Consider the following 12,173-nt stretch of genomic DNA (forward strand, 5'->3'; position numbering starts at 1 on the left):
GGACCGGTGTTAAGCCCGTATGGGCTGTTCGTGGGGTTGTTCCCCGATCCGCGCACCGCTTCCAGCTTCGAAGAGGTGACAGATTTCTTTGGGCACCGAGAACGAGACGGGATCTCCAATCTCGGCGCGGAAGGCCTTGTCGGCTTTGACCGATACCAGCGCACCGCCGACCCGGACCGAGATCATGGTCGCATCGCCCAGCAGTTCCAACGTGTAGATCGGTGCGGTGATTTCGCCCTGCCCTTCGGCAAGGCCAGCATCTTCAGCGCGGAAGCCCAATGTCATTGGACCGTCCGGTGCGTCGACCGGAATCGCTACATGTTCGGCGCGGAACACACCGCCCGAAACCTCGCCATCCATCAGGTTCATCGCCGGTGAGCCGATAAAGCTGGCCACAAAAGTATTGGCGGGCCGGTCGTAAATATCGGTCGGGCTGCCGACCTGCTGCACCACGCCTTGTTTCATCACAACAACTCGGTCGGCCAACGTCATCGCTTCGATCTGGTCGTGGGTCACGTAGATGGTTGTCACCGCCAGCTCGTGGCTGAGGTTCTTAATCTGAGCTCGGGTCGAAACACGCAGCTTGGCATCCAGGTTCGACAACGGCTCGTCCATCAGGAACACGTTCGGTTCCCGTACGATGGCGCGGGCCAGCGCCACACGTTGCCGCTGACCACCTGACAATTCGGCGGGTTTGCGGTGCAAGAAATCGTCCAGTTCCACCATCGCGCTCGCCCGACGCACCTTGTCGTCATGGGTCGACGGGTCGATGCCGCGCACTTTCAAAGGAAAGCGGATGTTTTCGTAGACGTTCATGTTGGGATAGAGCGCGTAGCTCTGGAACACCATCGCCACATCGCGGTCCTTGGGCTCCAGATCGTTGACCACCTTGCCATCGACCAGAATTTCGCCCTCGGTGACGTCCTCAAGACCGGCGATCATGCGCATCGTGGTGGTCTTGCCACAGCCCGAGGGGCCCAGCAGAACCAGAAATTCGCGATCCGCGATGGTCAGGTCGAAATTGTGGACCCCAATGAATGACCCCCAGCGCTTGCCGACGTTGCGCAATTGAATTTCCGCCATGGTGCCCCCTGAAAGGATTCGTTTGCATACGTTTGCAAAACAGTAATTCGCATATATCAAATCAGGCAAGACTTTTTTGCATACGTATGCAAAAATACGCGAAACCACCGAGTCGAATTCGCGGAATAGACCCCGCAAAACACTGATAAAGAACGGAAAGCACCGTGAGTTTTCAAACTGAAAAAAAGCTGATCCTGTCCTTCCATGACGCGCTTAGCCGCGCTAATGGGGATGAGTTGGCCACCGTCACAAAGCAATATTGCGCACCGAATCTGGTGTGGCGCGGATTTCACCCGTTCGACGAAATCGCAGGCCCTGACGCGGTGGCGCGCAGGTTCTGGCAGCCGCTGAAACACAGTCTGACCCATCTACAACGCCGACAGGATATCTTTTTCGCGGGCCGAAATTCTTTGACCGAAGGGGGCGTCTGGGTGGTGTCGATGGGGCACCTCATGGGTCTGTTCGACGCGCCATGGCTGGGCATCCGCCCCACTGGCAAGATGGCCCTTCTGCGGTATTGCGAATTTCACAATGTTGTGGATGGCAAGATTTCCGAAACGGCAATGTATTTCGACATTCCGCACCTGATGGTTCAGGCCGGTCAGAACCCCTTTCCGCCACAGACCGCAGCGCATCTGGTGCAGCCCGGACCAATGACACATGACGGCATTCTGACCGAAGATCAGCCCGCCGACGAAGGTCACAAGACGCTGGAGGTCATCAACGCCATGATCTCGGACCTTGGGCAGTGGGACAGCGGCTTGTCCCTGACGGATGAGCTGGCGCAAACCTGGCACGAGAACATGATCTGGTGGGGGCCCGAAGGGATCGGTGCCACCTACACAATCGCGCGTTACGCGCAGCAGCATTCCGGCCCGTTTCGCGCGGCCTTCACCGAACGCTCCAAGACCCAACACATCTGCCGCATGGCCGAGGGGCACTATGGCGGCTTTTTCGGCTGGCCCAATTTCACCGCCGTGCCCACGGGCGGTTTCATGGGGATGCCCGCCACCGGAAAGGCGGCTGAGTTTCGGGTGATCGACATCTATCGCCGCGCGGGTGACAAGCTGGCCGAGAACTGGATCTTCATCGATCTATTGCATTTCTGGAAACAACAAGGCGTCGATATATTGGCCCGCACAACCGGGATTGAAACACCATGAGGATTGATGCGCATCACCATCTGTGGGACCTGACCGCGGTGCATTATCCGTGGTTGATGGAAAAGGGCGCGGTGCGATTCTTCGGTGACCCCAGCCCCATTCAGCGGAACTATCTGCTGCCCGAGTTCCGAGCTGACGCTCAAGGATTTTCCGCCTCGGTCCATATCCAGGTAGGTGCGGCCGATCCCTGGGCCGAGGCGCAATGGGTCCAGTCTGTTGCCGATCAAAATCCCGATTGGCCACTGGTCCAGGTTGCCTTTTGTGATCTGACTGCACAGGACGTAACCGCGCAACTGGATCGTTTGCAATCCCTGCCCTCTGTGCGTGGGGTGCGTCAGATCATCGGCCGCGCACCGGGCGAGGATCAACTGTCGGGCACAAACGACCTGCTGGACAATCCAACGTTTCTGGACGGGTTGAAACAACTGGGCGACCTCGGACTGTCATTTGATCTGCAGTTGCTTCCTGAATTGATGGAGCAGACCGCCGCCGTTCTGGCGCGGGCCCCTGCGACGCGGGTGGCGCTGTGCCATGCAGGGTCACCCCATGACCGGTCGGAACAAGGGTTGCAACGGTGGGCGCAAGCGCTGCATCACCTCTCGGCGCTGCCGCAGGTGACATGCAAACTGTCCGGTCTTGGCATGTTCGATCACAACTGGAGCGCCGACCGCGTGCGGCCCATCGTGGACACATGCCTGACCCAATTCGGGCCCCATCGGTGCATGTTCGGGTCGAATTTCCCGGTCGACAGCCTGTCTTCCACCTATGCGGTTTTGGTTGAAAGGCACGGCGCGCTGGTTCCCGAGCAAGACCACGATCTTGTCTTCGGAGGCACAGCGCGCCAGTTCTATCGCATCTAAGCAATCAGGGTCAGAAAACCGGCTGCATATGTGTTCCAACGACGCCTCAGCTCGGCATCCGAAACTACAATTCAGGCGAATCACCAAATCGAAAGACCCTGGGACGGCGCCGCCTACACGTGATCGGCGACGCCTGATCCATCAATCGCTGATCGCGCCTTCTTCATCGCGGCGCTGGTGCATCTTGGCTTTGACCCGTGCGCCCACGATCAGGGGCAGAACAAAGCCGATGATGGCAATGGTCCACAGCGCGATGGACAGCGGGCTGTCGATCAGGGTCCACCAGTTGCCGTTGTCGATGGTCACCGCACGACGCAGGTTGTTTTCCATCGAGTTGCCCAAAAGCGTGCCCAAGATAACCGGCACCAGCGGTACGTCCAGCTTGCGCAGAACCCACCCCATGACACCGAACCCGATCATCACCAGCAGATCAAAGCTGGAGCCCGAAATGCCATAGATACCCACAAAACTGACCATCGCCACGACGGGCATCAGGATGCGCGACGGCACCATCAGAACCCGCGTGAACAGGCCCACCATCGGGATATTCATCGCCAGCAGCATAAAGTTCGCGATGAACAGCGCCGCGATCAAACCCCAGACCACATCCGGGTTCTGCGTGAACAGCAGCGGCCCCGGCGTGATGTTCAGCGCCAGCAGGACCGCCAACAACACGGCCGTGGTTCCCGAACCCGGTACGCCCAGCGCCAGCATTGGTACCAGAGCACCCCCGGCAGCGGCGTTGTTCCCAGCCTCGGGTGCCGCCACACCGCGCGGATCACCGGTGCCAAAGGTGTTTTCCTTGTCGACCAGCCGCTTTTCCATCGAATAGGAAATGAACGAGCCCAACGAAGCGCCTGCGCCCGGTAAAACCCCGGCTATAAAGCCCAGGAAAGAGGTGCGCAGCATGGTTGGTGTGCATTTCCTGACCATCGACATCGGCGGGTAAAGCCGGCCGATATTCAGCTTGCGCCCTTCGGCATCCGATCCGCCGTGGCGGTGTTCAAGAAAGATGAACACTTCGGACAAGGCGAACAAGCCGACGATGGCGACTAGAAAATCCAACCCGTCATACAGATGCACCTCGCCAAAGGTGAACCGGGGCACGCCGGTTTGTGTGTCGACACCAATGGTTGCCAGCCCAAGTCCCAATGCGGCGGCAAATGCCGATTTCGCCTGATTGGTCGACGACACGCCGCCCAACGTCATAAAGGCCAGCGCGAACAGGGCGAAATATTCCGCCGGTCCAAACAACAGCGCGATCTTCACCAGCTGCGGTGCCAGAAAGATCAGGCCCCAAGTGGCCAGAAACGCCCCAACAAACGACGCGATGCCGGACAGCGACAGTGCCTCACCTGCGAACCCTTTTTTGGCCATCGGATGCCCGTCCAGACAGGTCATCATCGCAGGCTCATCCCCGGGGATATTCAAAAGAATGGATGAAATCCGTCCCCCATACATTGCACCGTAATAGACGCTGGTCAGCAGGATCAGCGAGGGTGTCGCCCCCAGACCTAGCGTGAACGCCAGCGGGATCAGAATGGCCACACCATTGGACGGGCCCAGACCAGGCAACGCACCCATGATTGTACCCAGAAAACAGCCCAGCAGGGCCAGCATCAGGTTCTGCCATGTCAGCGCGATGGCGAAACCGTCCCCAAGGGATGCTAATGTTTCCATGCCCCTCTCCTCAGAAGCCCAGCGGGCCGCGGGCCAGTGACAGGCCCAGAACCAGATGGAAAATAACGTAGATACCTATGGATGTGCCGACGCCAACCAACACGCTTTCCAGCGGCCCGGACCCCAGACGCCAGGCCAGATAGGCGGCGGCAAAGGCGGTGGCGATGACAAATCCCACAACGGGCAGCAATTCGGCGTAAAGGATCATCATGACCACGGCAGCGCCGATCTCAACCAGACGGCCCAGCGCGGGCCATTCGGGTTCGACATCAGGGCGCAGAGCGATGACGATGCTCGACAGGCCCAGAATGGCAGCAATGATCAGCGGGAAGGCCTTGGGCCCGACGGCGTCAGACAGAAAGCTTTCCTCGATCGCCAGTGCGGAAAAGGCAAATCCGATGGCAAGTAGCAGTCCGACGACCCCGAAGATACGGTCACTCATCGGTGTCTCCTATAGTTCGGGTAAATGATTGGATCCGGGCACAGCCAGGTGCCCGGATCACAGTGAGTGGTGTTATTTGATAATCCCGATCTCTTTCGAGATGGTCTGGATCTGACCCACGGATTCAGCCACGAAGTTCTGGAAATCTGCGCCTTGCAGGTCCAGCGGTGCCAGACCGTTGGCGGCCATCACCTCTTTCCATTCATCCGAAGCGTAGAGATCACCGATCTTGCCGACCCAGTCTCCATAGGCGTCATCGGTCATGCCACCCGGGGCATAGAAGCCACGCCAGTTGGCGCCGATCGCGTCAATGCCCTGTTCCTTGGCGGTCGGGAAATCGGCGAATTCGCCGGGCAGACGTTCGGGTGCCAGCACCGCGATCACCTTGATGTCGCCCGAGTCTACGAAACCCTTGGCCTCGGAGATATCGCCGGTAAAGGCCTGAACCGACCCGGCCAGCAGCTGGGTCACGGCCTCACCACCGCCGTCAAAGGCGATGTATTTGACCGAGCGCACATCGTCGATGCCATATGCATTGGCTGCGATCAGAACCTTCAGGTGATCCCAACCACCCACGGCCGAGCCACCCGCAACCGACACGGCGGTTGGGTCGGCTTTGATCTGGTCCAGCAATTCAGGCAGCGTGTTGACCGGGCTATCTGCCGCAACGGCAATCACTCCGTAATCCGCGCCGATGGCCGCCAGCCACCGCACCTGATCCATGGTATTGCCGGGGTAAGCCCCCTGCGCCAGACGGGTGGCAGTGGCCGCACTGGCCGCCACGATCAGCTCATTATCCTCGCCGCGCTTGTTCACCACCTCGGCAAAAGCAACGCCGCCGCCACCACCGGCAAGGTTCACCACTTGCATGGTCTGGTCGATCAGGCCCAGATCCTGCAGCGATTTACCCACCTGACGACAGGTGAAATCCCATCCGCCACCGGGGTTGGCCGGGGCGATACATTCCTGCGCGCTAGCCGCTACGCCGGACAGGGCAAAGACAGCAGCCGCAATCGCGCCACTGGTTCCAAACAGTTTCATTCGTGTCTCCTCCTCTGGTCTTTTTGGACTGCGCGTGCAGCCGAAACCGATCCCCGCAGGACACAAGGCCCGTCCTTGCAGGTTGAATCTGTTTACCGAATAATGCTGTCACGAACCTGTCAGGGTTCAGGCGTTCGCCTTGGGGAGGGGTCATGCGCGTATTGATGATCGAAGATGCCGAAGATCTGGCCGAAGGTGTGATAGCCCATCTGGCCCGGTCCGGTGTGGTATGTGATCTGGCCACAACCGTCGAAGCCGCCGGTGATTTTCGTGCAGTCCAAACCTATGACGCCATGTTGCTGGATATCAATCTGCCCGATGGGTCCGGGTTGAATTTCCTAAGTAAGATCCGCGCGACAGGTGACCGTATCCCTGTGCTGATGCTGACCGCGCTGACCTCGGTCGAAGATCGGATCGCCGCGCTGGACAAGGGGGCCGACGACTATCTGGGCAAGCCCTTCGACCAGCGTGAGCTTGAGGCCCGGTTGCGCGCCCTGGTTCGTCGCGACGCCGACCGAAAATCCGAGCAGATCACGCTGGGCCCGCTGATCTATGCCCCCAAGGACCGCAGCGCCGCGCTGGAGGGCAAACGCCTGAACCTGACCGCGCGCGAGGCCGCTGTGCTGGACGCACTGATCCGGCATGAGGGGCAATTCCTGTCGAAAACCCGGCTGTACGATTCGCTTTACGGGTTCGAGGATGCCGATGTCGGCGAAAACGCGATTGAGCTGTATATCGCCCGCCTGCGCAAAAAGTTCACCGGCAGTACGGTCAGCATCACCACCCGGCGTGGTGTCGGATACCGGATCGGTCTGGATGGCTAAGCTGCACCTGCCCCACAGCCTGACTGCCCGTGTTCTCAGCGCGGTGATGCTGATTTTGATACTAGGCGGCTGCCTTGTCGCTTTGTCGATCTGGGCCAATGGCAGATTGGCGGCGCGGCAGGCTTATGACCGGCTTTTGCTTGGCGCCGCCAGCGACATCGCCGAGTCCGTGCGGATTCAGGACGGCGTACCCGTCGTAGACCTGCCGGTTTCCGCCTTTCAACTGCTGGCGCAGGCCCCTGAAGATCGGATTTTCTATGCGGTTCAAGTACCAGATGGCCCTTTTATCACCGGGTTGGATCGCGACACGGTGATCGACATACCGCAACAGCCTGGTGCTGCTCCGATCTATTTCGCCGCCGATCTGAACGGAGAACCTGCGCGCTTTGTCCGCCTGGCCCGCCTGTTTGCCGAACGCGAGTTTTCGGGCGAGGTGGAAATACTGGTCGGGCAGACCTTGCGCGCGCGTCAGATGATGACCGTTGGCCTGATGCGCGACGCCTTGCTGCCGATGGCGGTGGCGGGCGTTCTGTTGCTGGCGATGTCATGGATTGTCACCCGATCCGCCCTGCGCCCGCTTGAGGCCCTGTCCGAGGATCTGACCCGCCGCGATCCTCACGATCTGACCCCTATGGCCAGCGACGGCCTGCCGCGCGAACTGCAGGTGATGCTGAACGCGATGAACCGCTTTATGGGACGGCTGGACCGGCAGGTGGACACCATGCGCAACCTGATTGCCGACACGGCGCATCAGCTACGCACGCCGGTGGCGGCGATCCGGGTTCAGGCGGAAATTGCGCAGGATGATCCCGACCCCCCCGCCCGCAAACGGGCATTAGACCGGCTACTGGGCCGCACGCGATCGCTGGGCACTTTGCTGGACCAACTGCTGTCCCGTGCCATGGTGATCCACCGCATCGACAGTGCCCCGCGCCTTCCCGTTGATCTGCGCGAGGTGGCATTGGACGTGCTGGAACAAAGCGATCATGAGCTTGTCGCCCCCGGGGTCGAAGTGCGGCTGGAGATCGGAGAAAATCCCGTTCTGGTAAATGCCGATGCCTTTTCTCTGGCCGAAGCTGCCAAAAACCTGTTGGGCAACGCGCTGCGGCACGGGCAACCTCCGGTCAGCATCGGGGCTGCGCAAGAAAGTGGCCGTGCCGTATTGTGGGTGCGCGATCATGGGGCTGGCCCGGCCACCCCTGTCGCCGAACAAATCGGTGATCGGTTCAATCGCACCACCGGCTCGGGCGAGGACAGCAGCGGGCTGGGACTGTCCATCGTGAAATCGACAGCCGAGGCGTTTGACGGCAAGGTTGAAATGACCCGCGACAACATTGGCTTTCGCGCCGCACTCAGCTTTCCTGCCACGACCTCAAGGGGGGTGGAATGATCCGCGCTTTGATGACCTGCCTTCTGTTTGCCCTGCCCGGCCTTGCATGCGCGCAGGAGGCCACAGCCAGCTTCGGTGACGGAGCCGACCCTATGCTGATCCGTTCGACCACAGATATCGCCATCATCGCCCCGGTTCTTGAGCGGTTTGCCGACCAGAACCCCGACCTGGTGATCACCTACGAACAATGGGGTTCGAACGCGCTGTTCCAACACAGCCGTACCGTCTGCAAGGGCGGTAAGACCCCCGCTGATGTGGTGTTTTCTTCGGCCATTCAGCAGATGGTATGGCTGGTTAATTCCGCCTGTGCCCACCGCTATCGTTCGTCCCGAACCGAGGCCCTGCCGGACGCACGGCGCTGGCGGGATGAGCTGTGGGGCATCACCACCGAACCTGCCGTCATCGCCTATAACAAGGAGTTGCTGGAAGATCAGCACATCCCCCGCAACCGCTTTGCCCTGCTGGACGCGATGCGCACGCAACCCGATCTGCTGCGGGGCCGGGTGGCGACCTATGACATTGCCGCCTCGGGTCTGGGGTATCTCTTCGCCTATGGTGACAGTCTTGAGGCCACGACCTTTGGTTCCCTGATCGAAGGCTTCGCCCGCATCGACGCCGTGGCCACCTGCTGTTCGTCCGAGATCATCCGCGACGTGGCCGAGGGGCGGTTCCTGATCGCCTACAACGTTCTGGGATCTTATGTGGCCAATGCCGATGCGCCCGGCGTGGGCGTGATCCTGCCCGAGGATTACACGCTGGTCCTGTCCCGCGCGCTCATGATCCCGGCGCAGGCCCGCAACAAGGACGCCGCAACCGGGTTTCTGGATTTCCTGCTGTCACCCGAGGCGCAGAACCTGCTGGCGGCTTCCGGCCTTGTGGCCCCTATGGACGCGACCGAGACCGGCCTGACCCCCAGCGCACGCCGCTTTATCGCGCTGTCCCCGGCGCTGCTGGTCGCACGGGACCAGAACCGCCGGGCAGAGCTGTTCAAACTGTGGAACGACGCCTTTGACGTGGAAACCGCGCGCTAGGCCTGTTTCTCGACCACCGGCTCTCCCTCGGCATTGACCGCCGGTTCGATATCGGGCCGGACCGGTTCCGCCTCCATCTCGATGATCTCGGGGGCCTCGGCCTCTTCGACCACGTCCTCTTCCGGCTCGGCTTCGGGCTCGGGTTCCGGCTCGACTTTGTCCTCCAGCGCGCCGACGATCAGCGGCAGCATATGCACACCAGTGGCCGTGGCGATCTCAGGCGTTTGCGGGGTCTGCCAACTGAGCGTGTCAAAGCTGCCGCAGTTCTGGCACACCGGTCCCCATTCGGGCTGGATGTCGTGGCAATTGTCGCAGACCCATTGCGGCCCGCGCGGCGCGTTCAGCGCCTTGGCCAGCCAGCCTTGCACAACAGCGTCCGAGGACCCTTCGCCCCGTTCTATCGCTGCCATCAGGGTATAGGCCCGCGCATCGGCCTGTTTTTCCACCACATCGCCCAGCGCGCGGCGGGCTTCAGGGAAGTCCTCGGCGACGATGTTCAACTCAGCCAGGATCAGGCGGGTCTCCAGGTCCTCGGGGTGGATACGGGTCAGGGCGACAAAGCGGGTAATCCGCGCCGCAGGGGTTTCATCCGGTGCAATCTCGGCAAAAGCATGGGCCAGATCGGGATGCGGCTGCACCTCCCAAGCCTTTTTCAGGATTTTGGTCGCAGCACGCGGCTTGCCCTTTTCAATATAGGCGCGCGCTGCCATCGCGGCGGCCGGCACAAGATCAGGCGACAGGCGGTTGGCCTCGATCGCGTGTTCCTGTTGTTCGACCGTGGCGCTGTCATCCAGAATGTCCTTGGCCTCGGACAAAGCCAGCACCGCATCGCGGCGCTTGAACACGTCGCGCGGCAAGTGACCAGCCTTCAGCTTGGCGGTCAGGGTCGAGCGCGCACCGGCCCAGTCCTGAGATTTGGTCTGCAGGCCCAGCAAAATATCTTGGGTTTCAGCGTGACGCGGTTTGATCGCCAACGCCTTTTCAGCAAGCTTTCGGGCTGTGTCATCATCACCCTCGGCCAGTTTCTGCTTCATGATGCCGCGCACACCGACAAAGCGGGTGGCGTTATTGGTGACTAGTTTCTTGTAGGTCTCTGACGCCTTTTTCGTATCGCCATTCATCTCGGCAGCCTGTGCCACCAGTAGATTGGTCAGTTCCGGCTTGTTCAGCAGTTTCTCGGCCTTGGCGGCCTTGTTCATCGCCACGCGCCCCTCACCCGAGGCCAACGCCATCAGGCCATCCGCCAGCGCCTGATACCCGCGCTTTTCGCGGCTGCGGTCGAAATAGCGCGACAGGGCAGTTTCGTCGCCGTTGAGGAAATGCAGTGTTGCGATCAGCAGGGTCAGCAGCTTGAAGATCACCCAGATGGCCACCACAAGCACGCCCAGCGCGATCACCGATTGCAATGGCCCCAATGTAAATTCGGTGCCCGCAACGGTGATCTGCACGCCACCACTGGTTTCCATCAGGAACATGGCGCCCATGGCCAGCAGGCCGATAATCGCTACAAAAACAAGGATCTTTAACAATGACCACAGCATGGCAGGTCCTTCAGTTCGAGTTTACGCTGGATTGCAGCGCATTTGCGGCGTCCACGGCAGCCACACGTGTCTGGGCCGCCTGTTCCCAATCGGCCAATGCGGCCTGTGCCGTGTTGGGCAGAGATTTAAGCTCGCTCAGCGCGGTGGCGATATCCCCTTCGGACAGAGCGGCCTGTGCCCGTGACAGGACCGCGTCCGGGTCGTCACCCTCTTGCGGCGTCACCGATCGCGCGCCGGTCTGCCGTTGCAGAAAGGCGACCAGCCCGGTTGTCTTGTCGGCATCACGTGCATCGGCCAGCGCAGTACGGGCTGCGGGCACAAAGGACTCGCGCAAGGCAGCAAGAGTTGCAACGCCTTCCGAGGACGGTGTTGACAGGGCCTCTGGCACGTTCACGCCACCTGCCGTCAATTGGTCTACCAGGTCGTTATAAGGCTGGCCCGCCTCCAACTGCCCATGCACCTGAGACAGAACCGCGACATTGGTCGCGGCCTGTGCCTTGACCGCGGCCTGCGCCTCAAGCGCTTGTGCATCCGAGACCATTTTCTCGACCTCAGCCCGCTGCGCGGTCAACGAGTCCTGCAGTTTCTTCAGTTCGGCCTCAAAGGCGGCCGAGACCTCGGGCGAGGCGCCTTGCGTCAGGGCGCCGCTTTCCAGATCGTTCAGACGGCTGGCCAAGGGGTCAACCTTGCCAGCCAGCCCATCCAGGCTGGTTTTCAACGCCGCCAGATCCGAACTGAGCGGCGTGACCTGATCAGTCAGGGCCGCGATCTTGCTGTCTACGTCCGAACTGCCGGACTGGGATTCGGATAGGGATTTCGTCAGCGCTTCAATCTGGCTGGCCTGGTCGCTCAACTTCGATTCAAGGGCTGTCAGCGCGTCAGACTGGCCCGAATTGAACATGCCCGCGCTGCCAGCGGCAAAGCCAATCGCCGCGGCGATTGCACCACCGATCAGGGCCGGGACAAAGCCGCCTCGCTTTTCTTCTTTGTGCGCAGCAGGCTCAGCGTGGGTCGGTTCCACGGCCATTTCGGCTTCGGCTTCGGCTTCGGCTTCGGCTTCGGCTTCGGCTTCGGCTTCGGCTTCGGCTTCGGCTTCGGCTTCGGCTTCGGCTTCGGCT

11 protein-coding genes are annotated in these 12,173 nt (G+C 60.9%); 5 read left to right on the forward strand and 6 right to left on the reverse strand.

Annotation, left to right across the window (positions count from 1 at the left end; translation table 11 throughout):
• Positions 1-9: 9 nt before the first annotated feature.
• Positions 10-1,083: an ABC transporter ATP-binding protein gene (locus ACR0M2_RS20355; RefSeq protein ID WP_170349505.1), complete on the reverse strand. Its 1,074-nt coding sequence runs from the start codon at positions 1,081-1,083 to the stop codon at positions 10-12.
• A 164-nt stretch (positions 1,084-1,247) separates the two neighbouring features.
• On the opposite strand from ACR0M2_RS20355, the gene ACR0M2_RS20360 reads away from it, so the two are divergent.
• Positions 1,248-2,246, forward strand: a complete 999-nt coding sequence (locus ACR0M2_RS20360) for an ester cyclase (protein ID WP_425081202.1) — start codon at positions 1,248-1,250, stop codon at positions 2,244-2,246.
• A complete protein-coding gene (locus tag ACR0M2_RS20365; RefSeq protein WP_480706848.1) occupies positions 2,243-3,106 on the forward strand; it encodes an amidohydrolase family protein in 864 nt (287 codons plus the stop codon). Before ACR0M2_RS20360 ends, ACR0M2_RS20365 begins: the two co-directional genes overlap by 4 nt.
• A 141-nt stretch (positions 3,107-3,247) precedes the next feature.
• On the opposite strand, the gene ACR0M2_RS20370 is transcribed toward ACR0M2_RS20365, so the two are convergent.
• The 3 genes from ACR0M2_RS20370 to ACR0M2_RS20380 form a co-directional block, all read right to left on the reverse strand.
• A complete protein-coding gene (locus ACR0M2_RS20370) occupies positions 3,248-4,786 on the reverse strand; it encodes a tripartite tricarboxylate transporter permease (protein WP_170349508.1) in 1,539 nt (512 codons plus the stop codon).
• A gap of 10 nt (positions 4,787-4,796) precedes the next feature.
• On the reverse strand, positions 4,797-5,228 hold the full coding sequence (locus ACR0M2_RS20375) for a tripartite tricarboxylate transporter TctB family protein (RefSeq protein WP_170550403.1): 432 nt from the start codon (positions 5,226-5,228) through the stop codon (positions 4,797-4,799).
• A gap of 72 nt (positions 5,229-5,300) precedes the next feature.
• On the reverse strand, positions 5,301-6,269 hold the full coding sequence (locus ACR0M2_RS20380; protein WP_170349510.1) for a Bug family tripartite tricarboxylate transporter substrate binding protein: 969 nt from the start codon (positions 6,267-6,269) through the stop codon (positions 5,301-5,303).
• A gap of 152 nt (positions 6,270-6,421) precedes the next feature.
• On the opposite strand from ACR0M2_RS20380, the gene ACR0M2_RS20385 reads away from it, so the two are divergent.
• Genes ACR0M2_RS20385 through ACR0M2_RS20395 form a run of 3 tightly spaced genes read left to right on the forward strand, consistent with a single transcriptional unit; the run spans position 6,422 to position 9,514 of the window.
• Positions 6,422-7,093 carry a response regulator transcription factor gene (locus tag ACR0M2_RS20385; RefSeq protein ID WP_480706850.1) on the forward strand — a complete coding sequence of 224 codons (672 nt, stop codon included), beginning with the start codon at positions 6,422-6,424 and terminating at the stop codon, positions 7,091-7,093.
• Entirely contained in the window at positions 7,086-8,483 is a 1,398-nt protein-coding gene (locus tag ACR0M2_RS20390; RefSeq protein ID WP_480706852.1) for a sensor histidine kinase N-terminal domain-containing protein, read from the forward strand. Before ACR0M2_RS20385 ends, ACR0M2_RS20390 begins: the two co-directional genes overlap by 8 nt.
• The gene (locus ACR0M2_RS20395; RefSeq protein WP_480706853.1) at positions 8,480-9,514 is read left to right on the forward strand and encodes an ABC transporter substrate-binding protein; all 1,035 of its coding nucleotides are present in this window, start codon (positions 8,480-8,482) and stop codon (positions 9,512-9,514) included. Before ACR0M2_RS20390 ends, ACR0M2_RS20395 begins: the two co-directional genes overlap by 4 nt.
• Here ACR0M2_RS20395 and ACR0M2_RS20400 read toward each other — a convergent pair.
• Positions 9,511-11,055, reverse strand: a complete 1,545-nt coding sequence (locus ACR0M2_RS20400) for a heme biosynthesis HemY N-terminal domain-containing protein (RefSeq protein ID WP_480706854.1) — start codon at positions 11,053-11,055, stop codon at positions 9,511-9,513. The two genes, ACR0M2_RS20395 and ACR0M2_RS20400, sit on opposite strands and share 4 nt — an antisense overlap.
• A gap of 10 nt (positions 11,056-11,065) precedes the next feature.
• The coding region (locus ACR0M2_RS20405; RefSeq protein WP_480706856.1) for a COG4223 family protein at positions 11,066-12,173 on the reverse strand (1,108 nt) is incomplete at its 5' end.

The sequence above is a fragment of the Ruegeria sp. BE10 genome (assembly GCF_056538905.1).

What these genes read in the sequence shown, in the direction of transcription:
- ACR0M2_RS20400 (WP_480706854.1), bottom strand. Translation starts at nt 11,055, where the DNA reads ATGCTGTGGTCATTGTTAAAGATCCTTGTTTTTGTAGCGATTATCGGC.
- ACR0M2_RS20380 (WP_170349510.1), bottom strand. Translation starts at nt 6,269, where the DNA reads ATGAAACTGTTTGGAACCAGTGGCGCGATTGCGGCTGCTGTCTTTGCC.
- ACR0M2_RS20355 (WP_170349505.1), bottom strand. Translation starts at nt 1,083, where the DNA reads ATGGCGGAAATTCAATTGCGCAACGTCGGCAAGCGCTGGGGGTCATTC.
- ACR0M2_RS20385 (WP_480706850.1), top strand. Translation starts at nt 6,422, where the DNA reads ATGCGCGTATTGATGATCGAAGATGCCGAAGATCTGGCCGAAGGTGTG.
- ACR0M2_RS20370 (WP_170349508.1), bottom strand. Translation starts at nt 4,786, where the DNA reads ATGGAAACATTAGCATCCCTTGGGGACGGTTTCGCCATCGCGCTGACA.
- ACR0M2_RS20390 (WP_480706852.1), top strand. Translation starts at nt 7,086, where the DNA reads ATGGCTAAGCTGCACCTGCCCCACAGCCTGACTGCCCGTGTTCTCAGC.
- ACR0M2_RS20365 (WP_480706848.1), top strand. Translation starts at nt 2,243, where the DNA reads ATGAGGATTGATGCGCATCACCATCTGTGGGACCTGACCGCGGTGCAT.
- ACR0M2_RS20395 (WP_480706853.1), top strand. Translation starts at nt 8,480, where the DNA reads ATGATCCGCGCTTTGATGACCTGCCTTCTGTTTGCCCTGCCCGGCCTT.
- ACR0M2_RS20375 (WP_170550403.1), bottom strand. Translation starts at nt 5,228, where the DNA reads ATGAGTGACCGTATCTTCGGGGTCGTCGGACTGCTACTTGCCATCGGA.